At 35.7% G+C, this 24,014-nt stretch carries 15 protein-coding genes; 11 read left to right on the top strand and 4 right to left on the bottom strand.

Annotation, left to right across the window (positions count from 1 at the left end; genetic code table 11):
* Positions 1 to 467: 467 nt before the first annotated feature.
* From M2372_RS25410 to M2372_RS25370, 9 genes are all read left to right on the top strand, one after another.
* Positions 468 to 1,793, top strand: coding sequence for a sigma-54 dependent transcriptional regulator (locus M2372_RS25410; RefSeq protein ID WP_123321166.1), 1,326 nt, complete (start codon positions 468 to 470; stop codon positions 1,791 to 1,793).
* Positions 1,794 to 2,230: 437 nt separating this feature from the next.
* Positions 2,231 to 3,925, top strand: a complete 1,695-nt coding sequence (kdpA, locus tag M2372_RS25405) for a potassium-transporting ATPase subunit KdpA (protein WP_123321167.1) — start codon at positions 2,231 to 2,233, stop codon at positions 3,923 to 3,925.
* Between the two features lie 180 nt (positions 3,926 to 4,105).
* The gene (gene kdpB / locus M2372_RS25400; RefSeq protein ID WP_123321168.1) at positions 4,106 to 6,145 is read left to right on the top strand and encodes a potassium-transporting ATPase subunit KdpB; all 2,040 of its coding nucleotides are present in this window, start codon (positions 4,106 to 4,108) and stop codon (positions 6,143 to 6,145) included.
* A 10-nt stretch (positions 6,146 to 6,155) separates the two neighbouring features.
* The gene (gene kdpC, locus M2372_RS25395; protein WP_123321169.1) at positions 6,156 to 6,713 is read left to right on the top strand and encodes a potassium-transporting ATPase subunit KdpC; all 558 of its coding nucleotides are present in this window, start codon (positions 6,156 to 6,158) and stop codon (positions 6,711 to 6,713) included.
* Between the two features lie 67 nt (positions 6,714 to 6,780).
* Entirely contained in the window at positions 6,781 to 7,866 is a 1,086-nt protein-coding gene (locus tag M2372_RS25390; protein WP_123321170.1) for a porin, read from the top strand.
* A gap of 315 nt (positions 7,867 to 8,181) precedes the next feature.
* Complete coding sequence (locus M2372_RS25385; RefSeq protein ID WP_123321285.1) at positions 8,182 to 9,291, top strand: sensor protein KdpD; 1,110 nt, start codon at positions 8,182 to 8,184, stop codon at positions 9,289 to 9,291.
* Between the two features lie 89 nt (positions 9,292 to 9,380).
* Positions 9,381 to 11,096: an ATP-binding protein gene (locus M2372_RS25380; RefSeq protein WP_123321171.1), complete on the top strand. Its 1,716-nt coding sequence runs from the start codon at positions 9,381 to 9,383 to the stop codon at positions 11,094 to 11,096.
* Positions 11,097 to 11,140: 44 nt separating this feature from the next.
* Entirely contained in the window at positions 11,141 to 11,668 is a 528-nt protein-coding gene (locus M2372_RS25375; RefSeq protein ID WP_123321173.1) for an STM3941 family protein, read from the top strand.
* Between the two features lie 40 nt (positions 11,669 to 11,708).
* Positions 11,709 to 12,158, top strand: coding sequence for a hypothetical protein (locus M2372_RS25370; RefSeq protein WP_123321174.1), 450 nt, complete (start codon positions 11,709 to 11,711; stop codon positions 12,156 to 12,158).
* Here M2372_RS25370 and M2372_RS25690 read toward each other — a convergent pair.
* Entirely contained in the window at positions 12,151 to 12,246 is a 96-nt protein-coding gene (locus tag M2372_RS25690) for a hypothetical protein (protein WP_123321175.1), read from the bottom strand. The genes M2372_RS25370 and M2372_RS25690 overlap by 8 nt on opposite strands.
* 44 nt (positions 12,247 to 12,290) lie before the next feature.
* On the opposite strand from M2372_RS25690, the gene M2372_RS25365 reads away from it, so the two are divergent.
* Positions 12,291 to 12,875 (top strand): hypothetical protein, encoded by a 585-nt coding sequence (locus tag M2372_RS25365; protein ID WP_123321176.1) that lies wholly within the window; start codon positions 12,291 to 12,293, stop codon positions 12,873 to 12,875.
* A gap of 131 nt (positions 12,876 to 13,006) precedes the next feature.
* Here M2372_RS25365 and M2372_RS25360 read toward each other — a convergent pair whose 3' ends face one another.
* The 3 genes from M2372_RS25360 to ligA form a co-directional block, all read right to left on the bottom strand.
* Positions 13,007 to 15,568: a T9SS type A sorting domain-containing protein gene (locus M2372_RS25360; RefSeq protein ID WP_123321177.1), complete on the bottom strand. Its 2,562-nt coding sequence runs from the start codon at positions 15,566 to 15,568 to the stop codon at positions 13,007 to 13,009.
* Between the two features lie 169 nt (positions 15,569 to 15,737).
* Positions 15,738 to 18,446 (bottom strand): T9SS type A sorting domain-containing protein, encoded by a 2,709-nt coding sequence (locus M2372_RS25355; RefSeq protein WP_123321178.1) that lies wholly within the window; start codon positions 18,444 to 18,446, stop codon positions 15,738 to 15,740.
* A gap of 106 nt (positions 18,447 to 18,552) precedes the next feature.
* Positions 18,553 to 20,559 (bottom strand): NAD-dependent DNA ligase LigA, encoded by a 2,007-nt coding sequence (gene ligA, locus M2372_RS25350; RefSeq protein ID WP_123321179.1) that lies wholly within the window; start codon positions 20,557 to 20,559, stop codon positions 18,553 to 18,555.
* Between the two features lie 240 nt (positions 20,560 to 20,799).
* Between ligA and M2372_RS25345 the strand changes: the two genes are divergently transcribed.
* Positions 20,800 to 23,895 (top strand): carboxypeptidase-like regulatory domain-containing protein, encoded by a 3,096-nt coding sequence (locus M2372_RS25345; RefSeq protein WP_123321180.1) that lies wholly within the window; start codon positions 20,800 to 20,802, stop codon positions 23,893 to 23,895.
* Positions 23,896 to 24,014 lie beyond the last annotated feature (119 nt).

The raw sequence follows: 24,014 nt of genomic DNA, 5'->3' as shown, positions 1-24,014 counted from the left end.
TGCTAACGCGGGAGAGTAGGCCGCCGCCAGTTTTTATTTTATTTTTAAAAATCCTTTATCGAAAGATAAAGGATTTTTTTTTGCTCTATACTCAGAGAACCCAATCAATAGGGGATAAACAATAAGTATTATCTATTATCTATGTTTTGGCTTTATCCCGTTTCTATTGAATATTGGTTGTATAAAATAGTAACTTATATAACAATCAACATATTGATATTTTGCTGTTCTTACTTTCGTCTTCTATTGTTATTCCATAAGGATCCTGATAACAATGATATTATTTGTTACACAATCACTCATTACCTATTACTCATCATAATTAAAGCATTGACTCGAGGAGTATGAATGAATAGCGGGATAAAGCTCCTGAAAATAGGGATCATGATAAAATTAATTTCCTTTATAAAGGGGTTTTCCTCAAATAAAATCAATAAGTTTGTATCAGTTTTCCAAAAAGAATTATAATGTCCGGAAACATTCTGATCATTGATGACGAGATCAAGCTCCTTAAGCTATTAGGAATGATCCTTTCCCAAGAGAATTTTAACGTAAAAGAAGCTTCTACAGCACGTTCTGCAATGACGATGCTGGAGCAGTATGATTTTGATGTGGTGTTAAGCGATGTCCGGCTCCCTGATGCTTTTGGGGTAGAACTGGTAAGATCTATTAAGACTAAATATCCACAGCTTGAAATTATCCTGATGACTGCATTCGGAAATATTACCGATGCAGTGCAGGCTATGAAAAATGGTGCCTATGATTATCTGGTAAAAGGAGATGATAATGAGAAGATTATTCCTCTGGTATATAAGGCTCTGGAAAAGGTAAAGGACAATAGAATAAAAACGATTCAGCCAACCGGAGTGTCCAAAGGTTTTGGACAAATCATAGGTATTTCTCCTTTGATTTTGCAGGCTAAGAAACTAGCAGAAAAAGTAGCACTAACAGATGCTGCAGTGCTTTTAACAGGCGAAACAGGAACTGGAAAAGAGGTGTTTGCAAATGCAATCCATGAAGGAAGTGAACGAAAGAAAAATAACTTTGTGGCGATCAATTGCTCTGCTTTTAGCAAGGAAATCTTAGAAAGCGAACTGTTCGGTCATAAACAAGGTTCTTTTACAGGTGCCCTGAAAGATAAAAAAGGACTGATTGAAGAAGCCCATGGAGGAACCCTATTTCTGGATGAAATGGGTGAAATGCCAATAGAACTTCAGGCAAAGCTGCTTAGGGTTCTGGAAACCGGAGAGTTTATCAAAATGGGGGAAACCAAAGTCTCTAAATCTGATTTCAGGCTGATTGCCGCTACCAATAGAAATCTTGAAGAGGAAATAAGACAGGGAAATTTCAGAGAAGATCTGTATTTCAGACTGAATGTTTTTGAAATTACACTGCCTGCTTTAAGAGAAAGAAAAGAGGATCTGAAAATGCTTGCGAAGAACTTCATCGATATATTTTCACATAAGTTACATTTGTCATCCATTCAGGTAAGCCCGGATTATTACAAAATGCTGGAAAAAAATAACTGGAAAGGAAATATCAGGGAATTAAGGAATGCGGTAGAACGAAGCCTGATTCTGATGAATGATAATATCCTGGACGCAGAAAGTCTTCCACACTATTCAGAAAAGCCTGCTCAGGAAAGTGATTCTTTGAGCATGAGATCTCTTGAAAAAATTCATATCCAAAAAGTTTTGCAATACACAAAAGGTAATAAGGCAGAAGCGGCCAGACTCCTCGAAATTGGAATTGCTACGCTATATCGTAAACTCGAAGAATACGGACTGAAATAAACCTTTTATCATTTTAATAAAGAGCCTATCATTTTGATAGGCTTTTTTGTTTTTATGCAGATAATTGTATTGATTTAATGTATTGTATTACAATGTTTTATATTGTTTGTTTAAGGATTGGACTTTCTTTTGGCATATAGTCTCTGAATAAAATATTTAAAAATGACAATTTCAAGAAAAACGTTGAAAAAACGGGAGCATTCCACTTTTAGTTTGCTGATTGTATCGTATGTATTGTTTACTCTCTTAACCTTAATAATAAAGATATGATGCTTATAAGTTTGATCCTGCTGTTTGCAGTATTGTTTTGGCTTTTGTATAAATCAGTTGAATTTTTTGATAGAATATAAAATTATGTGGAGTTTATTTTTCCTTTCAATACTTGCCTTTGTGTATATCTGTTACGTTTTAATGAAACCTGAAAAATTTTAGAGATCATGAATACAGAAATTTTAGGCATCATAGCCATGTTTGCTATCACATTAGTTATCGGAATATTTTTAGGTAAATATATTGCTAATGTCTATGGACACAAAAAAACTTTTCTTGATCCGGTTTTTGAACCCATTGAAAAGTTAATTTATAAAATATCGGGAATTAATCCTAATCGTCAGATGAACTGGAAACAGAACATGTATGCCATGCTGACGATTAACCTGGTTTGGTTTATAATAGGATTTATTCTTCTGATGACTCAGACCTGGTTACCTTTAAACCCAGATGGAAACCCGAATATGTCACCTGATCTGGCTTTTAATACAGCTATTTCATTTTTAGTGAACTGTAATTTACAGCACTATTCGGGAGAAACAGGAGTAAGCTATTTGAGCCAGCTTTATCTTATGTTTTTACAGTTTGTAACAGCTGCAACAGGGATGGCCGCTATGGCTGTTCTTTTTAAAGCTTTTAAAGAAAAAACAGCTACAGAACTGGGTAATTTCTATGATTATTTTACCAAGTCAATGATTAGAATTTTACTTCCGATCAGTGTAGTGGTAGCTTTAATTCTTTCGTTTAACGGAAGTCCGATGACTTTCGAAGGAAAGGATCATATTACAACTTTAGAAGGGCAGAAAATAGAAGTTTCCAGAGGCCCGGTTGCAGCTTTTGTTGCCATTAAGCATTTGGGAACCAATGGAGGTGGTTTTTTCGGAGCTAATTCTGCCCATCCTCTTGAAAATCCTAATTATACAACGAATATGACGGAGATGGTCACCCAAATGATTATTCCTTTTGCATTGGTTTTCGCGTTAGGGTTCTATTTAAAGAAAAGAAAGCTGTCGTGGGTTATTTTTACTGTAATGACCGTTGGATTTCTGGCGCTTACCATTCCCAATATTGTCAATGAGACAGGAGGCAACCCTCTGATTACAAAAATGGGAGCCGACAGCAGCCTTGGAGCCATGGAAGGAAAGGAAATCCGTTTCGGAAGTGCAGCATCAGGATATTGGAGCATTGCAACTACAGTAATTTCTACCGGTTCGGTAAACTCAATGCATGACAGTACAATGCCTCTTTCAGGGATGAATGAACTTCTTGCGATGATGATCAATTGCTTCTATGGAGGTTGTGGAGTAGGAATTCTGAACTATTTTATTTTCATAATTCTTGCTGTGTTTATCAGCGGCTTGATGGTAGGGCGAACTCCTGAATTTATGGGGAAAAAGATTGAGGCTAAAGAAATGAAGATTGCGATGATTGTTGCTCTGTTTCATCCGTTTTTAATTCTTGTAGGAACGGCTTTAACGGCTTATCTGCCAGAATTTGGAGCTAAAACATTAAATAATCCTGGATTCCATGGTTTCAGTGAAATGCTGTATGAGTTTACCTCTTCTTCAGCGAATAACGGATCAGGATTTGAAGGGTTGGGAGATAACACCCCATGGTGGAATATTTCAACAGCAATAGTACTGCTTTTATCAAGGTTTATCCCAATCATAGGTCCGGTAGCCATTGCAGGTTTACTGGCTCAGAAGAAATTTATCCCGGAAAGTTCAGGAACATTGAAAACAGATACGGCAACATTTGGCTTTATGACGCTTGCAGTCATTCTGCTTATTGCAGCACTCTCTTTCTTCCCTGCATTAACCCTTGGGCCTATTGCAGAACAGATACAGTATTTCTCTAAATAAATTGTGAACATTAAAAATTAAAATCAATATTCAACCATTAAGAAAGCTGAATTGTTTAAGGAACTAGTCTAAAACTTACCGAAACGTTCACTCATAATATTATCCATTTCTAAACCCTTATAATTTGGTTTCTCTTGATGGTTATTATTGATTTATAATGATATAAACTCTTTCAAAAAAATGAAAAATCAATCACAAACATTGTTTCAAAGAGATTTGGTAAACGAAGCGATAAAACAGTCATTCGTAAAGCTGAATCCGAAAATTATGTTTAAAAATCCAGTCATGTTCCTGGTGGAGATCGGAACAGTGGTCATGTTTATCGTAAGCATGTTCAGCTTGGCTGGTGATAAAACCCAGGGAAGCTTCTCTTATAATTTCCTGGTATTCATCATCCTGTTTTTTACAGTATTATTTGCCAATTTTGCTGAAGCTATCGCCGAAGCCAGAGGAAAAGCACAGGCTGATACCTTGAGAAAAACCCGTGAAGAAACTCCTGCTAAACTTGTCATAGATAATAAACCTGGATTTCAGGTAGAAACGGTCTTAAAAATGTCAGCAGAAATGAAATTAGGTGATATCTTTCTTTGTGAAGCCGGAGATCAGATTCCGATGGATGGAGAAATTATTGAAGGGTTGGCTACCATTGATGAATCTGCTATTACCGGAGAAAGTGCACCTGTTATTCGTGAATCAGGGGGGGATAAAAGTTCAGTAACCGGTGGTACAAAAGTATTATCTGATAGAATTAAGGTAAAAGTAACTACTAAACCTGGAGAATCTTTCTTAGATAAAATGATTGCTCTTGTAGAAGGAGCCTCAAGACAAAAAACACCTAACGAAATCGCATTAACCATATTATTAGCCGGGTTTACCCTTACTTTTATTATTGTAACCCTAACCTTAAAGCCTTTTGCAGATTATGCGCAGACTCCAATTACCATTGCGGCATTTATTTCACTTTTCGTTTGTCTCATTCCGACAACAATTGGAGGTCTGCTTTCTGCAATTGGAATTGCGGGAATGGATAGAGCTTTAAGAGCAAATGTTATCACAAAAAGTGGAAAAGCAGTAGAAACAGCAGGTGATATTGATGTTTTGTTACTTGATAAAACCGGAACAATTACCATTGGAAACCGTAAAGCCACTCAATTTCATCCAGCCAATGGAATTAGGCTTGAAGACTTTATTAAAGCCTCTGCTTTGAGTTCTGTTGCGGATGAAACACCGGAAGGAAAATCTATTATTGAACTGAGTGCTCTTAAATCTGAAGATCTGTTAGTTCCCAATCCAGTTTACATTGATTTTACTGCTGAAACCAGAACTTCAGGAATTGATTTTGAAGAAACCAGAATCAGAAAAGGAGCTTATGATACGATAAAAAAACTGACTGAAAAAACCGGGAATCTTTTCCCGCAGGAAACCCAGGATGCAGTAACCAAAATTTCTGAAAACGGAGGAACTCCTTTAGTAGTATCCGTTAATGAAAAAGTATGGGGAGTTATTGAACTTCAGGATATTATTAAAACGGGGATCCAGGAACGTTTCCAGCGGTTGAGAAAAATGGGAGTGAAAACGGTAATGGTAACCGGAGATAATCCTTTAACGGCAAAGTTTATTGCTGAAAAAGCAGGGGTAGATGATTTTATTGCTGAAGCCAAACCGGAAGATAAGATGAACTACATCAAGAAGGAACAGCAGGAAGGAAAACTGGTAGCGATGATGGGAGACGGAACGAATGATGCTCCGGCACTTGCTCAGGCTGATGTGGGCGTAGCGATGAATAGCGGAACCCAGGCTGCAAAAGAAGCAGGAAACATGGTAGACCTTGATAATGACCCTACCAAACTGATTGAGATCGTAGAGATTGGAAAACAGTTACTGATGACCCGTGGTACTTTGACAACTTTCAGTATTGCCAATGATGTGGCGAAGTATTTTGCCATCATCCCGGCGCTGTTTATCACCTTTATTCCATCGCTTCAGAAATTGAATATCATGAATCTTCATAGTCCGGAAACAGCCATTTTATCAGCGGTTATTTTCAATGCGGTGATTATTCCTTTCCTGATTCCATTAGCATTAAAAGGAGTGGCTTACAAGCCGATTGGTGCCAGTGCATTATTAAGAAGAAATCTTTTGATCTATGGGTTGGGCGGTGTCATTGTACCGTTTATTGGAATCAAGATCATCGACTTACTGATTAGTTTATTCTATTAAAATTAAAAAAATGAAAAATCATATCGTTTCAGCATTCAGATTAACACTTGTAATGCTGGCAGTTGTAGGAATTTATCTGATCGTTGTATATGGCGGATCAAAAGTATTACCTAACCAGGGAAATGCAGAGATCATTAATTACAAAGGACAAAAGTTCTATGCCAATATCGGACAGGAATTTAAATCTGAAAAATATTTCCATGGCCGCCCATCCTCAGTAAACTATAATGCAGCAGGAAGTGGGGGAAGTAATAAAGGCCCAAGCAATGAAGAATATCTGGAAACTGTTCAGAAAAGAATAGACACTCTCAAGCTGCAGAATCCGGAAATGGAAAACACAAAAGTTCCTGTAGAACTCGTTACAGCGAGTGGAAGTGGATTGGATCCTGATATTTCAGAAGAAGGAGCTTTATATCAGGCAAAGAGAATTGCCAATATGAGAAGTCTTTCTGTTGAACAGATCAATAATTTAATTAAAAATCAAACTGAAAAGCCATTTTTAGGACTTTTTGGGCCTTCAAAAATCAATGTTTTAAAGCTTAATATTGCTTTGGACCAATTAAAATAATCTAATAATCTTGAACTAACCATGTCAAGGTTCCAAACCTTGACATGGTTAATAATTTACGACTAACGTGAAAAAATATCTATTTATAGGTGCAATTTTTGGAACATTTCTTTCCAAAGCACAATCGTCAGACTCATTAAAAACAGAATCAAAAGTTACATTTTCTGCCTATGCAGAACTCTTTTATACCTACGATTTTAATGAGCCGGGAGATCATCTCCGTCAAAACTTTTTATACTCATACAACAGACATAATGAGTTAAACCTCAACTTGGGGCTTATAAAAGCTAATTATCAGAGTGAAAATGTCCGTGCAAATCTTGCATTAATGGGTGGAACTTACGCACAGGACAATATGGCTGCAGAACAGAATGCTTTACGATATATCAACGAAGCAAATGTAGGAATCAAAATATCAAAAAATAAAAACCTATGGATTGATGCGGGAATCATGCCCTCCCATATCGGCTGGGAAAGTGCCATAGGAAAAGATAATATCAATCTGACCAGAAGTTTTGCTGCTGAAAATTCGCCTTATTTTGAAACCGGAGCCAAGATTTCTTATACTTCAGACAATGGAAAATGGTTTTTAAGCGGGTTGGTACTGAATGGCTGGCAGCGTATTGCAAAAGTAAAAGGGAACCAAAGTATTTCTTTTGGACATCAGGTAACCTACAAACCAAATGATAAAGTAACTTTGAATAGCAGTTCATTTATAGGAAATGATAAAGCTAAGGATGAGAAAAGGATGCGTTATTTCCATGATTTGTATGGAAGCTTTCAGCTGACAGATCAGTTTTCAGCTTTGTTAGGGTTTGATATCGGAGCAGAGCAGAAGACCAAAGGAAGTGAGCAGTATAATATCTGGTATAGCCCTAACGTACAGGCAAAATATCAGGTTAACAATAAATGGGCGCTGGCTGGAAGACTGGAATATTATAACGATAAAAACGCAGTGATCATCAGTACGGGAACTCCTAACGGTTTTCAAACTTTTGGGTATTCACTGAATGTAGATTATGCGGTATTTAAAAATGTTGTTTTCCGTACTGAAGCGAGAGGATTTACTTCCAAGGATGTCATTTTTGCAAAAAATGATGATTTCAGAAAAGGGAATTTCTTTGTTACAACAAGTTTAGCAGTGTGGTTTTAATCTAAAACCTGTTTGAAAATTAAAATTCAATAACCACAAAAGTCACAAAAGATTTTATTTAAAACACTTTAGAACACTTAAGTAAGCTGATAATGTTATTGATAAAAGTACACATAAGATGAAAATCGAAGATTTTCAATAACTTAAGTGATCTCCTATAAAACAGTTAGTGGTAACTTATAATAACTTAAGTGTTAAAAAATAATGTGTTATAATATTGAGCCTTTGGATTGAAAGTGAAAATTTTTCCTTGAAAAGTGCTAATCGAAGGCTAACAGAATGTTTAAAAAAATAAAACTAAAAAGAATAAAATCAATGTCATCAGCAAAACATTTTTTAGAACTGATCCAGAAATCCCGGAAAGGAAAATTTAAAATCTATATCGGGATGAGTGCAGGCGTTGGGAAGACTTTCCGGATGCTGCAGGAGGCTCATGCTCTCTTACGAAACGGCATTGATGTAAAGATCGGCTACATAGAAACCCATGACCGTGAGGAAACCGTAGCTCTGGTGGAAGGAATTCCGGCAATTGAAAGAAAATCAGTCTTTTATAAAGGTAAAAATCTGGAGGAAATGGACCTTCAGGCTATTATCAATGAGCATCCGGAAGTAGTGCTGGTGGATGAGCTAGCCCACACCAATGTGGAAGGTTCTAAAAATAAAAAAAGATGGCAGGATGTGCTGGAAATTCTGGATAACGGAATCAATGTTATCAGTGCCATGAATATTCAGCATATTGAAAGTCTGAATGAGGAAGTTAAAAAAATTACAGGGGTAGAAGTAGCTGAAAGGGTTCCGGATAAAATCTTAGCCTTAGCTGATGAAGTAGTGAATATTGACCTTACCGCAGATGAGTTGCTTACCCGATTGAAAGAAGGGAAAATATATAAAAAAGAGAAAATTCAGACGGCTCTCAGTAATTTTTTCCAGAGTGGACACATTCTTCAGCTTCGTGAACTTTCGCTAAAAGAAGTGGCTACCCACGTAGAAAGAAAAGTAGAGGCAGAAATCAAGACAGAGAATTTTAAACCCATAAAATTCCTGGCCTGTATCAGCAGTAATGAGAAGATTGCTAAAACCATCATTAGAAAAACCGCCAGGCTGGCGAGTTACTACAATAGTCCATGGACGGTTCTCTATATTCAGAAACCTTCTGAAAACCCTGAAAAAATAGCACTGGACAAGCAGCGGTATTTGATTAATAATTTTAATTTAGCACAGGAATTGGGAGCCAAAGTTGTCAGAATCAAGGAAAGCAGTGTTCATAATGGAATCCTTGAGTATGTGATTGCCCATAACATTACCACAGTCTGTATTGGAAAACCTCATGCAAAGCTCTGGCAGCGTCTGTTCGGTTACAGCTGGATCTATACTTTGATGAACAGGCTGAATGAAAGACAGGTAGATATTATTATTTTATCTTAAAAGTAATGAAATTGCAATGATTTGGAAACTCAAACACCGATAAAGATGACGCGATTGCATATGTCTTTTAAAAAACAATAAGTCTTCATATGAAACTTAAAACAAAACTTACCTTAGGCGTTGGCCTTTTATTTTTACTGATTGTTCTGCTTTCAGTAATAGGCTCAGTATATATCAATAAGCTTAAATCTGATACAGAAAAGATTCTTACAGCCAATTACAACAGCCTTGAATTCTCTAAAAATATGCTTCTGGCATTGGATCATATCAGTACAGACAGTGTAGTGGCCATTGCAGATTTTCAAAAAAATAATAAGCTGCAGGAAAAAAACCTTACAGAATTTGGGGAAAAGGAAGCTACTCAAAATCTTAATCTGCATTTTAAGAGTTATTTAAAAGAACCTACAACCAATAAAGAGAAACTGATCCGTGAAGACCTGGCCAGAATCATGTCTTTAAATATGAAAGGGATTGAACGAAAAAGCGATATCGCCATTATTACAGCTGGAAATGCCACTTTCTGGATTGTCAGCCTGGGAACGGTTTGCTTTCTGATTGCTTTTATTTTACTGTTCAACCTGCCTCAGACCATTGCAGAACCCATCAATCAGCTGACCTTCAGTATCAGACAGATTGCAGATAAAAATTATAATGAAAGAGTACATTTTAAAGGAAGTGAAGAATTTAACAGTCTTGCAGATTCTTTCAACGTGATGGCAGAGAAGCTTCAGGAATACGAAAGCAGTAATCTTTCCAAGCAACTGATGGAGAAGAAAAGGATTGAAACCCTGGTAAATAATATGCATGATGCAGTAATCGGGCTGGATGAAAATCACTTTATCTATATGATTAATGATGAAGCTTTAAAAATTACCAATCTCCGCAAAGAAGATATTATAGGAAAAACGGCCCATGAAGTTGCTGTTAATAATGATTTGATGAGGGAACTGCTTAAAAATATTGATCATCCGGTAAAAGAACCGATTAAGATTGTCCGGGAAAATAAAGAGAATTATTTTGAACAGGATATTGTTCCCATCAATATTGTGAAAACAGGGGAGAAGGAGAAAAAATATATTGGAAAGGTAATTTTACTGCGAAATATTACCCCTTTCAAAGAACTGGATTTTGCCAAGACTAATTTTATTGCGACCATTTCCCATGAACTGAAAACGCCTATTTCTGCCATAAAAATGGGTGTTCAGCTGCTCGGAAATCAAAAGTTCGGAGCTTTAAACGAGCAGCAGCAGGAATTACTGAAAAGCATCAATGAAGATGGGCAACGTTTGCTTGATATTACCGGGGAACTCCTTAATCTTTCGCAAGTGGAATCCGGAAATATCCGGTTAACGGTTGAGAAATGTTCACCTAAGGAAATTGTACAGGCTGCCGTGAAAAATGTTGAAAAACTGGCAGAGCAGAAAAATATTTCAATCCAGACAGAATATCAGTTGGAGGATACAGATTCTGTGGCGGCTGATTTTGACAAAACCGTTTGGGTGATGAATAATTTCCTGACCAATGCGGTGAAACATTCCTTTCAGGATGAGGAAATTAAGGTTTCTGTGGAAAGGGTAGAAGATTTTATCCAGTTTAATATTATTGATACCGGAAGCGGGATTGATGAAAAATATCACCGTCAGATTTTTGACCGCTATTTTCAGGTTCCTGGAGAACACCAGAATGGGACAGGACTTGGGTTAGCCATTTCTAAAAACTTTATAGAAAAACAAAACGGAGAAATTGGGGTAAACAGTTCGCCAAATAATGGCAGTACATTTTACTTCAGACTTCCTGTTGCTTAAAGTTTTATATCTTTGAGTCCTATCAAATTGAGACCAAAGAACATATGAAAGAGCGTCATTTTTATTCCAGCAAGATTAAAAGCCTGATATTGCTTATCATTTCATGTGTTTTTACTTTTGGCCTTTCTTATACTGATTTCAAGGATGAAAATATTTTTATAATAGGAATTCTTTCTCTTGGAATTGCGCTTTTTTCATTTGGAATACTCTATTCTATACTGCTGCTGGTACGAACAGAGCCACTACTGACAGTGACTGATAAGCAGATCATTGTTTACAACGTATTAAGAAAGCCCACATTCATCAAGTTTGACGAAGTTACTTTATTTTTTATAGTAGATATGCGGCATTATGGAATTAAGACCTCATCCTATATCTGTGTGATTATGAATCAGCCCAAAAAAAATCCTAATGTCCTAGACAAGGTGTCTACCACAGTATTTCCCCAGCTAAAAGGCATCCGGTACAGTATTCAGACCGATATTTTAAATGTGAAAGCAAAGGTTTTGCTGGAGCTTTTGAATAGTAGAATCAGACCTTATAGCTTGCTGGATATGGAAAACAAATTTTAAACAAAGATTATTATTTTATATTTGTGAGCAAATTAACAGAATGAAAAAAATTGTAAGTTTATTAGCTATATTATTCTGTATAACCCTTTCTGCTCAGACTTTTACCTTAGAAAAGTTCGCAGTATTCAACAAATTGGGAATGGCTGATTTTAAAAAGGAAATGAAAAGTCTTAATTATAAATTTTATGACAAAACAGAAGGCCTAGGATTTGTGTTGGCTGAATATGAATCAGCTGATTACCAATCTAAAATCGGAAAGTTTGAATACGAGGACAAATCTGAGGACAGGATTGAGTTTGAATTTAAAAGTAAAAAAGAATACGAACAATATCTCAAAATCATAAAAGAAGCAGGATATAAGGAAACCGGAAAAGGGAAAATCATTACCAGAGAACCTTATGTTGATTATTATAATAAGAAAGAACATATAAGGTTGATCTTGCCGAAAGCAGGTGAAACAAATCCATACACAATCATTGTTTTCAAATAATATATGAATGCATTAGAATTATCTGTAGAACATCTTTATGAAACTTTCTCCGTTTATCCTCTTGTAGAAAAGATAAACGGGTGCCCATGCTGTGTTTCTGAAACAGACAAAGAAAAACTTCATATTATACCTTTGAGAGATTTAGAAGAAAATGATCTTTCAAGGTATGCGTTTAAAGCTTTGACAACCTGGGGCAATATTGAAGATTTTAAACATTTTCTTCCCAGACTATTTGATATTTGTGCTAGAGGAAGCTCTAAGGTTGATACAGACATACTTTTACGTAAATTAGAATATGGAAACTTTAAAATGTGGCCGGAAAATGAAAGAGCAGCCGTTGAAGCTTTTATTTGGCAATGGTGGCAGTATCGCATTGCAACCCAATCTTATTTTGATCATGAAACCTTCACCGGTATTTATAAGATAAGCGGAGATCTTGATAAGATACTTGAGTGTTGGAATACAAATATCCGGGAAAACGGGTTTAAAATTCTTGTTGATTGTATTGATAATTATTATTCTGATCTGATTTACGATGGTAAAAATTTTAAGGATTTCAAAAGTGAAGATATTAAAAAAATCAACTCCTGGATTGTGAAAAATAAAACCAATCTAGAAGAAGGCTTTTTTTATTTTGAAAATAAAGATGTAGAATTTGCAGAGACTGTTTCAAATGTATTATTTACTGTCGAAAAGAACTGTGAAAACCTTAAATAGAGATCATAAATAGGAGTTTCCATTCCCTTAATAATTTTTATTTTGTATGAATTATGGATTAGACATTACTAAAATATAAAAGGCTGCAGAAATTATTTGCAGCCTTTTATTATAGAGTAGTTTTTATAAGTTTAATCTTTAATGAATTTCTGAACAGAAACTTTATCTTTTATGAATAGCTTAATCAGATAATTTCCTTTAGACAGATCCGAAACATTTACAGAATTTCCTTTCGTTCCTATAGAATTAATTATTCTTCCTGCCAGGTCGTAGATTTCCACTTTGCTTACTTCATTTGGAGATCTGATATATAGGATGTCTTTTACCGGATTAGGATAAATACTCATTCCATTTTTATCATTTTGAATCTCCGAAGTAGCCAGTGTACCTGCAATAGTTGTTGTATAGGTATTGGTAACAATAGGAGCATTGTAATCAAAATAGATTTTAGCCGTATTGCTGAAAGAATCTCCAGTATTCAAGGTGGATTTTGTCTTTATTTTAAAGGCAACATATCCATCATTATGATCATTATCAAATGGAAGTTGAATGTTTTCAAAAATAAATTCCAAAATATTCGGGGATTTAATTTCTGTTATAAAGTTATGACTTCCATTGAGTGCAACTACAGAAGACAGATCAAATTTTGATGCATCAATTTCATCCATTACTACAATATTTCTGGCATTGGCTGTTCCGGTATTTTCAAATCGGATTAAGTAATGAACATAATCTCCAACCTGAGTTTTTGCAATAGAAGTTCCTTCAAGACAGGTTTTATCGTTTGGATCAAAAGAATTTCCAACGGTTTGGTTTAGGGTGAAATTGTTGTCAGTTGGTGTTTCATCTGTTGCTCCGTTGATTTGTGCTGTATAATGCAGAATATCACCACTATTGAGAGGTGGGTTCTGTGTTGGAGTGTTTAATTTTACAGTAACTGTGATTTCCTCTGTTTGAAAAGGAAGAAGATTGGTGAAATTCCAGTTGAGTACTCCCATGGACTGAGATGCAGGCGCTGTTGTAGCAGTCTGGTAAGTCATTCGGCTATGATCAAAATTAAAAGCTATATTTCCGGATTGTGTTCCTGTTCCTTTGTTTTTATAAATGATTTTATATTGAGCATCAAATCCTGAAATGGCTGCCTGTATAGGAATAATAACAACTTCCAGATCATTATGTGTACCATTGGCCGTTAAACAAAAGTTCTGCGTATAAGGACTTGGCTGTGTTGGAAAATTGGTAGTGAATGAGGGTGGCGTAATGTTAAAATAAGAAGGATTTTCCAACATCGGGGTGATCGTGTTAGTTCCGTATATCAGTGGGAAAGAATAAGATCCGAACGCATCTGAAATGGCCATGCTTTGCCCTAAAATATTGAATTTTTGAAAAGGTTTTATCATGTCATTAATGTCGCATCCATTTGTGTTCATGTCATATCTTGTTTTACCCTGAAGGACAAAATAAGAAGAACCTCCTGGTGTGAAAGAACAATAAGAATTTGCAACAGTATTGGGTTGATTATAGTATGCTAATTGCGATATTATATAGTCAGTTTCTATAGGGTCAGTGCATACATATTGCAATTGTGGTGTATTTGAAAAGCCAATGCCAAGATAATTATGCTTTCCGTTTTTAAGATTTAAAGTCTGTAAATTAAGATTATTATCAAGCTCAGCAATATCCAGAATAGTCTGCTTTGATAAATCAATATTCGTAAGCGAATTATTCAATACGTGAATACCTTTTAAGCCTCTTGCCTGATCAAATGCAATATGAGTTATATGATTATTATTGGCATACAAATAACCTAAAATTGGATTATTATTAAGTGTTAATGTAGTAAGTTGATTATTGTAAATATAAAGCATTCCAATCAGAGGGCTTGAACTAAAGTCTAAACTTGTGATTTGGTTTTCGTGAGCAAGAAACATTCTCAATCCAGTATAAGGAGTTACATCAAAAGTCTGGAAAAGATTGGAGCTTATACTTAAATAGTTTACTAAAGAAGGATTAGGAATCGAAAGACTGCTTAGTTTATTACGAAATAATTCTAGTTTTTGCAAAGCTGTATCTCCGGCAAAATTAATACTTGTTAGAAATTGGTTTTGATTAACATTTACTTCTTCCAGCGCAGGGAGATTACTTAAATTTAAAGAAGTCATCGTTGAATTCCCCAATGATAATTTTTTAAGATTAGGAAGTCCGGAAATATTAAACCCATTAATGTTGGAAACAGAAATTTCTTGTACCGAATTATTCTGAATATTTATAACGTTTCCCCAGCTACCAAGTTGTGCGATATTTAGAGCATTGCAGTTTTCAATCGTTACGTTACCTACTTCTCCGCCTAAAAAAATTAATTTTTGAAGCTTGGTATAATTACTGAAAACCAGATTAGAGGATATATCAGGATTTATTAGTTTTAGCTCAGTTAAATTTGGAAATTCAGTAAGTACTGATAAACTTGTAATAGCATTTGAAAGATCAGATAGATTTATTTTATAAACCAGCGAAGCTTCCGATAGTTGAATCTGTCCATCATTATTTGTATCCAGAGTAATAAAGTTTCCGTTAGAATCACTTGTTGCTCCGTAAGTAAACAATTTTGTTTTCAAATAGGTATCGACATTCAGCGTCTGAGCTTGAAACAGTGCAAACAGAATCATCGAAATGATTAAATAGATTTTTTTCATGGTTTAGTTTAGTTCTGAACAAATGTAACCTTTTAAAGAATTACTTTGATAATTTTTTTTAATCATATTTTTCTGTTCGATTGTAAGATCTTTACACTTGTTTTGAAAACAGAAAAGCTGCGAAAATTTCGCAGCTTTTTTACTTTTATTTTATAGTTGTTTGATGAATTTAATCCTTAATGAACTTCCGTACAGAAACCTTATCCTTTAAGAACAGTTTAATAAGATAATTTCCTTTAGGCAGATCCGAAACATTTACTGTGTTTCCTTTTACGCCAATAGAATGAATTACTCTTCCGGTTGTGTCATAAATTACAGCCTTATTTACTTCAGTTGCTGTGTGAATGTACATTATATCTTTTACCGGATTAGGGTAAATACTCATACTATTTTTATCATTTTGGATCTCCGAATTAGCCAGTATACCTAGAACAGATGTTGTATAGGTATTGGTAATAATAGGAAAATTATAATCGAAGTATATTTTGGCAGTATTACTGAAAGTATCCCCAGTACCCAAAGTGGATTTTGTCTTTATTTTGAAAGCTACATATCCATCATTATTGGCATCATCAAAAGGCAGCTGAATGTTTTCAAAAATAAATTCTACAGTATTGGGATTGGTTATTCTTGTGACATAACTGTGGCTTCCATTCAACGAAACCAAAGAAGAAATATCAAACTTTGAAGTGTCGATTTCATCTTTTACTACAATGTTTCTGGCATTGGCTGTTCCTGTATTTTCAAACCGGATCAGATAATGAACATAGTCCCCAACCTGGGCTTTTGCAATAGAGGTTCCTTCAAGACAGGTTTTATCATTAGGATCAAAAGAATTGACAACGGTTTGATTCAGAACAAAATGGTTATCGGCTGGGGTCTCATCGTTTGCTCCGTTAATTTGTGCTGTATAATGCAGAATATCACCACCGTTCACTGCCGGAATTTGCATGGGAGTATTTAATTTTACAGTCACTGTGATTTCTTTTGTTTCAAAAGGAAGAAGATTGGTGAAATTCCAATTTAGTGTTCCGGAAGATTGAGAGGATGGGGAAAGGGTAGCGCTCATATAATCGATAATATTCTCATTGTAATTAAATGTCAGAGTACCTGATTGTATCGTATTCCCTTTGTTTTTATAAATGATGTTATATTTTGATTCAAAGCCTGGTGAAGCGTCTGTAATAGGTACAATTACAGTTTCTAAATCATGATGAACACCATTCGGAGTTATACAGAAATTTTGAATAAATGGACTTGTCTGTTGAGGAAAAGTGGCAGTAATGCTAGGCGGGGAAATAGTAAAGTACGCAGGATTTTCAAGAACCGGAGTCACTGTATGGCTGCCTGGCTGTACTGAAATAGAAAAATCTCCGGATGTATTGGCAATTGTAGTTCCTGTAATTCCATTTCCTGTTATGCTGAACTTTTGGAAAGCTTTGTTGACATCATTGGCATCACAGCCATTATTATTAGCATCTACCTTTGTATTTCCCTGAATTATATAAAATGTACCCCCAGGGGTAAAAGAACAGTATGAATTGATTTGTGTCATACCATTATTGATAGAAATATTTTGAGCATCGAAATAACTAATCTCATTTTCATCACAACAAATATAAACAAGGCTTGGATTAGGAAATAAGTTAGTAAGAATAGAAGTCTGAGAGGTTCCGTTCTTTAAAGATATTTTTTTCAGTTTGTGATTATAACTACAAGCTACATCCACCAGTGCTTTATTTTTTGAAAAATCAAGTTCTGTAAATAAATTTTCAAAACACAGCAGTGAAGTAAGGCTGGTCAGCATGCTGACATCCAGACTTAGAAGATTATTAGAGTGACACCATAACGTTTCGATATTGGTAGCTGTAGATAAATTAAGGGCAGGAAGCTTATTGCCGTTGGCATACAGAGTGATAAGTTTAGGTGCGTTATTGATGGTAAGATTGGTCAGTTGGTTATGATAACATTCTAAATGCTGCAGATTATAAACATTGTTTAACACTACAGAAGTAAGATTATTATTCGAAAGATACATGGTACTGAGCGAAGGAAGATTATTAAGACTGATGCTTGTGAGAAGATTGTTTTCCATTCTTACCAAAGAAAGAGCAGTACAGCCGTCAAGAGTTGCTGTCTGAAACTTATTATTGGTACATTCCAGTGTTTTAAGGCCTGTAAGATTGCTCAGATCCAGGTGAGTCAAACCTGTGTAATTCATCGTTAAACTCTCAAGTTTTAAGGACCCGCTCAAATTGAACTGTGAGAGCATTGGAGCGTTACTTATTGAAAGTTCCTCCAAAAATGGCATATTACCCCCGTTAACTGTCTGAAGATTGGAAAAACTTATCGATACTTTTTTAACAGCTGGAATTCCCTGTAGATCTAAATTTTGCAACTGAAGACCACCGGTCGTTAAATTAACTATAGAATTATTATTAAGGGCCTGTGTCGCAAGGTTGTTGCCTGTGATATCAATGGATTGAAGAAGTGGACAATTATTGACATTTATGGAACTTATATAGTTATTAGATAGGTTCAGAGAGGTAAGCGCTGGAAAACTTGAATTAAATGAAGTTAAATTATTACTCCCTAGGTTTAATTCTTTCAGATTTGAAAATGCTTCAAGTCCATTTAAATTAGTAATTGAAGAATTATCCATGTCCAGTTTAGAAACAGTAAGAGCTTCGGTAATCTGAATTTCACCATCATTATCGGCATCTATTTTAATACTGTTTCCGGCGGAATTAACTGCAATATTGTTGGTTGCCGTTGAAGATAAAAGTTTGTTTTTTAATTTAACATCAGGAATAGTAACAATCTGTGCCTGTACAACAGAAAGCATAGTCATGAGAAGGACTAGATAAATTTTTTTCATGGTTTAGTTTTGGTTATTCGTTTTTTATTCTTTTTATTGAATAGATTGCAAAAATAAACCATTAAGTGAATATCTTAATGGTTTATTTAATAATTATTGAATTTTATTATTGTTTCTCAATCAAATCCAGAAACTGTTGCTCATCCAGAATTTCAATCGTTCCGATGTCCTGAGCTTTTTTAAGTTTACTTCCTGCTTTTTCTCCAACTACGAGATAATTCAGATTTTTCGAAACCGCAGAAATATTCTTTCCTCCGTGCTTCTCTACCATTTCCTCGGCAGCTTCTCTGGTAAATAGTGATAATTTTCCGGTAAAAAGGAATGTTTTTGCTTCAAGAACGTTAGACAAAACTTCATTGGTACTTTCTCCTTTTTCAAGCTGTACCCCGTAAGATTTTAAACGCTCAATCATTAATAAGTTTTCAGAATTCTGGAAGAAATCTACAATACTTACTGCAATTTTGGCCCCGATATCTTCTACCTGACAAAGTTCTTCAACAGTAGCACTTTTTAATTCTTCAATAGTAGGGAAGTTTTTCACCAGTTTTTTAGCAACCGTTTCTCCTACATGCTTGATCCCGATTCCATATAGTACTTTTTCAAATGGAATTTCCTTAGATTTTTCAACGCCGGTAATGATATTCTGGGCAGATTTTTCGGCCATTCTTTCCAGTGGAAGAAGCTGTTCTTTTGTTAAAACATAGAAATCAGCAGGATTTTCAATCAGTTTTTCTCTGTAAAGCTGTTCAATAGTTTCACTTCCCAGATTGTCAATATTCAAAGCCTTTCTTGAAACATAGTGAATCATTCTTCCCACAACCTGTGGTGGGCAGTGAAGCTCATTCGGGCAGAAATGAATCGCCTGATCTTCGATTTTCACCAGCTCGGTTCCACATTCCGGACAGTGTTTGATGTATTCTATTTCTCTGCTTTCGTCAGTTCTTTTATCTGTATTTACCCCAACGATCTTTGGAATGATCTCACCCCCTTTTTCTACATAGACAAAGTCATTTTCATGAAGATCAAGCTTTTTGATGATATCTTCATTGTGCAGGGATGCTCTTTTTACAATCGTTCCAGCCAATAAAACAGGCTTTAAGTTGGCCACAGGAGTAATGGCTCCGGTTCTTCCTACCTGATATGAAACACTTTGAAGTTCAGTTTCCACTTTTTCAGCCTTGAATTTGTAAGCCATAGCCCAACGTGGAGATTTAGCTGTATATCCAAGTTGTCTTTGCTGTTGCAAAGAATTCACTTTTAAAACAATTCCATCAATTTCAAATGGAAGATTGTGACGCTCTGTATCCCAGAAAGTGATAAACTCCTTTACCTCATCCATCGTTTTGCAAAGCTTTGCCTGCTGGGAAGTCTTGAATCCCCATCCCTGCGCTTTCTGAAGCAGCTCCCAGTGAGTTTCGGCAGGAATCTCATCAGAAATAAACTGATACAATACAGAAGAAAGTGAACGTTTTCTTACTTCTGCACTGTCCTGCATCTTTAAACTTCCACTCGCTGTATTTCTTGGGTTCATGAATGGATCTAATCCTTCCTCTTCGCGCAGTTTATTGAGTTTATCAAAGTTCTTTCTCGTTAAATAAATTTCACCACGCATAAAAAATTGCGGGGGAAAATCACCTTTCAGTGTCAATGGAATATCAGAAATCGTACGGACGTTCGGAGTAATTTCATCCCCTTGAAAACCATCACCACGGGTTACAGCCTGTGTAAGTTTTCCGTTTTCATAAAGAATGGAAATAGAAGCTCCATCATACTTTAATTCGGCAACAAATTCTACAGGATCATCGATAGTTTTGATAATTCTTTTCTCCCAGTCCTCAAGATCATCAAAATCATAAGAGTTATCCAGAGAATACATTCTGAATTTATGCTGAATGGTAGGGAATACCTTGGTGATACCACCACCTACACGCATTGAAGGAGAGTTTTGATCGTAAAACTCAGGATGTTTGGCTTCCAGGTCCTGTAACTCTTCCAATAACATATCAAATTCATAATCTGTAATGGTAGGAGTATCCAGTAGGTAATAGTTTTCGTTATGCTGATGCAGCTCTTTGCGAAGCTGTTCTATTTTTTGTTGAATGTTTTCAGACATCGGATTTATATCTTTTGAGCAAAAATAGCTAAAGTAATTTCATTTAAAAAATAAGAGAATTAAATAGTACAGAAAAATTAATAATCTGTAACATGCTTCAATCAACTGACTCTCTAGAAAATAAAGCAAATGTTTAAAGTAATTTAACATTTCGTTTCAATTTAATTAAAGGAATGTTAAAGCTCCCTTAAACAGAAGCCTCTTAAAGTAAAAATACCTTTGCACATCTAATTTAAAGACATGAGAAAAGTAAAGATTGTACTGGGGTTGTTGTTTTTAGGATGGGGAACTATGGCGTATGCACAGACTACGCAGGCTTCCATCGTAGGAAAAGTTACCGGGCCGGGAAGTTCCGCTCAGGAAAAAGTGAAGGTGATCATCATCAATGAATCTACAGGGTTCAGAACGGAAACAGAAACGAACTCAAAAGGAGAGTATATCTTTAAAGAAATTCCTTTGGGAGGGCCTTACACGGTGATTGTAAATGATGATAAAAGAGAAGGCTACAATGTGAACTTCGGAGATCAGGTTACCGTAAACATGGATCTTGGTGGAGAGAAGCATATTGAAGAAGTAAAGATTACCGGAAACCTGAAAAACAAGATCGGAAACCTGGGAGCAGCTACCGCAATCTCTGCTAAGAATATTGGTATACTTCCGGTGAACGGAAGAAACTTTAACAATCTTACAGAACTGTCACCTTTAAGTGGAAAAGGAGGAAACCTCTCCGGGCAGTTAGGATCTTCCACAAACTTTACTATTGATGGGATGACAGCTAAAAACCCAACTTCTGCAGGAGCTACTACCAGCCGAAGTGGTGCCCCTTTCTCAATCTCTATTGAAGCGGTACGTGAATTTAAAATTACGACCAACCAATATGATGTGACTTTAGGAAGAAGTGGTGGTGGAACAGTAAGTGCTGTAACCAAATCCGGTACTAATAAATTTTCAGGAAGTGCCTGGGAATATCTGAGAGCCAACTGGCTTTCCAGCCCTTACGACATCAGAGGAAACAAAAGACAGAATGATTTCTCTACTTCTCAGTTCGGATTCTCTTTGGGAGGGCCGATCATCAAAAATAAATTACACTTCTTTGCAGCCTGGGATCACCAGCTGGATTCAAGACCTTTGATTATTGCTGATATCAGGTCCAAGGAGGATGAAAAGAGATTCAATACTACCACAGAAACACTTAATAAGTTTTTAGATATTGCAAGATCAAAATATGGAGTAGGAAACACTCCACAGTTCGGAAGCTTTGATAAAGTGAGAAATTCTGATGCTGCATTTTTACGTTTAGACTGGCAGATCAATGAGAAGCATTTGCTGACGTTAAGAAACAATTTTACATATGATCTTAATAAAAACGGACTGGGCGATAATACCAATATCAACTTTTTTGAATCTTATGGAAATGATAAAAACCTTGACAATAGCTTGCTATTGACTTTAAGATCCAATTTAAAACCTAATTTAACTAATGAACTGAAAGCTCAGTACCTGTATACTTTCCAGAATAGCTATCAGAATGATGAATTAGGAAGACCTGTACCAAGAGCGATTGTTGAAGGGGTAGCATCAACTGCCGGGTCTACGAATATCCAGATCGGAGGACATCGTTTCGCTCAGGAAAGCTTTAGAAATAATGTATTCCAGATTGTAGATAATCTATATTACAATACAGACAAAGTAAAATATACTTTCGGTGCAGATTTGATGTATACGACTTCAAAATCTGTTTACGGAAGCGAGGTAAACGGAAGATTTCACTTCAAAGAAGATCCGGATAAAAAAATAAGCAGTCTTGATAATTTTGAGAACCTTAAGCCTTACAGATTTTACAGAGAGGTACCTTTAATGGATGATCCATCAGTAAGATCCAATATCTGGAATATCGGTGTTTATGGACAATTCCAGACTAAGATTGCAAAAGGACTGGATTTGATGGCCGGTCTGAGATTAGATTATGGTGGGTATCCAAAAGCAGAATTCAATCAGAAACTGTATGATGAAATGGGAATCAGAACGGATAATAAGATCAAATCTTTCGTAATTCAGCCTAGATTCCAGTTTGAATGGAATATCAATGAGCAGAATAAAGATTTCTTAAAATTCGGAGCAGGAATATTTTCCTCAGATATCAACAATTATATGATTATCAATAATCTGGTATTTGATGGAAAACATCTTGCTACAGTAGATGTAGATCCCGCAACGGTTGGACTGACACCGGATTTTAACAGCTATAGAAATAACTATGGTACAGTTCCTACGCTGGCTAATGAGCAGGTCCCAACCATTAACTATACTGGTAAAGATGCTAAAATTCCGATTGTTTACAAAGCGAACATCTCATATACACACTTCTTTAATGATAGATTCAGAGCAGGATTGGCAGCATATATGGCTTTAGGAAGAAATAATTACTACTATTATGACAGGAATATGGTGGCTAACCCATTCTTCACATTGGATAATGAAGGAGGAAGAGGAGTATTCGTTCCTACTACAGCGATAGATGGATCAAAAATTGACTGGAAAAAAGGAAGAATCAATGATAATTTCGGAAGGGTATTGGAATTGGTAAGTGATGGTAAAGTAAACCAATTTTCGTTTGTAGTGGATACCAGCTACCGTTACTGGAAGGATGGTGAAATCACAGCAAGTTATACCTGGTCTGATATTAAGGATAATACTTCATACAACGGAAACGTAGCAAATTCTGCAACATTGTCCACCATGGTTCAGGGGGATCCGAGAGATTTGAGAATGACATATTCTGACAACCAGTTCCGTAATAAAGTCGTGATTTATGGTAATTCGCCTACGATTGCAGGCTTTACGTTAGGAATCAGATATTCAGGAATTGGAGGTACACGTTTCTCTATGACCGCAGGAGGAAATATAAATGGAGATTTTGTTGATAGTAATGACCTGGCTTATATCTTCCCTAATATTGCCCAGTCGATTCTGGATGATCCTAATGTAGGGAAAGCATTGAAAGATTATGTAGACGCGTACAACGGTAAAATTGCAGAGCGTAACGGAGGTAAGAATGGATTCTATGGTGTTTGGGATTTACGTTTAGCCAAGAAAATAAAATTTGATAAAATCGGTGCATTTGAACTTTCTGTAGATATCTTCAACGTAGCCAATCTTCTTAATAAAGAGTGGGGTGTAAATGAATCGTATGGAAATACTTCTATGTACAAGATTAAAAAGTTTGATCCTGTGACCAAGCAGTTTGACTATACCAAGAATGTGAGCGGTAGCGGTCTTGCTCCTCTATCCGGAAATCCGTATCAGATTCAGATTGGAGCAAAATACAGTTTTTAATCAATAATAATACTAGTAACCACAAAAGATAGATTTTTAAGAAACAGTATTCTAAAATACACTGTTAAGGTCTTTCTTTTGTGGTTTTATATTTCTCAATAAGTCCTGTAATACCTACC

Origin of the sequence: Chryseobacterium sp. BIGb0232 (assembly GCF_024810195.1) — a bacterium.
Taxonomy (GTDB): domain Bacteria; phylum Bacteroidota; class Bacteroidia; order Flavobacteriales; family Weeksellaceae; genus Chryseobacterium; species Chryseobacterium pennae.
The sequence above is the reverse complement of the archived record's forward strand: the minus strand, read 5'-3'. Positions and strand labels throughout refer to the sequence as shown.

Coding starts and splice junctions, on each gene's coding strand:
- M2372_RS25370 (WP_123321174.1), top strand. CDS start 11,709: ATGAAAAAAATTGTAAGTTTATTAGCTATATTATTCTGTATAACCCTT.
- kdpA (WP_123321167.1), top strand. CDS start 2,231: ATGAATACAGAAATTTTAGGCATCATAGCCATGTTTGCTATCACATTA.
- kdpB (WP_123321168.1), top strand. CDS start 4,106: ATGAAAAATCAATCACAAACATTGTTTCAAAGAGATTTGGTAAACGAA.
- ligA (WP_123321179.1), bottom strand. CDS start 20,559: ATGTCTGAAAACATTCAACAAAAAATAGAACAGCTTCGCAAAGAGCTG.
- M2372_RS25690 (WP_123321175.1), bottom strand. CDS start 12,246: ATGGGCACCCGTTTATCTTTTCTACAAGAGGATAAACGGAGAAAGTTT.
- M2372_RS25345 (WP_123321180.1), top strand. CDS start 20,800: ATGAGAAAAGTAAAGATTGTACTGGGGTTGTTGTTTTTAGGATGGGGA.
- M2372_RS25380 (WP_123321171.1), top strand. CDS start 9,381: ATGAAACTTAAAACAAAACTTACCTTAGGCGTTGGCCTTTTATTTTTA.
- M2372_RS25375 (WP_123321173.1), top strand. CDS start 11,141: ATGAAAGAGCGTCATTTTTATTCCAGCAAGATTAAAAGCCTGATATTG.
- M2372_RS25355 (WP_123321178.1), bottom strand. CDS start 18,446: ATGAAAAAAATTTATCTAGTCCTTCTCATGACTATGCTTTCTGTTGTA.
- M2372_RS25385 (WP_123321285.1), top strand. CDS start 8,182: ATGTCATCAGCAAAACATTTTTTAGAACTGATCCAGAAATCCCGGAAA.
- M2372_RS25360 (WP_123321177.1), bottom strand. CDS start 15,568: ATGAAAAAAATCTATTTAATCATTTCGATGATTCTGTTTGCACTGTTT.
- kdpC (WP_123321169.1), top strand. CDS start 6,156: ATGAAAAATCATATCGTTTCAGCATTCAGATTAACACTTGTAATGCTG.
- M2372_RS25410 (WP_123321166.1), top strand. CDS start 468: ATGTCCGGAAACATTCTGATCATTGATGACGAGATCAAGCTCCTTAAG.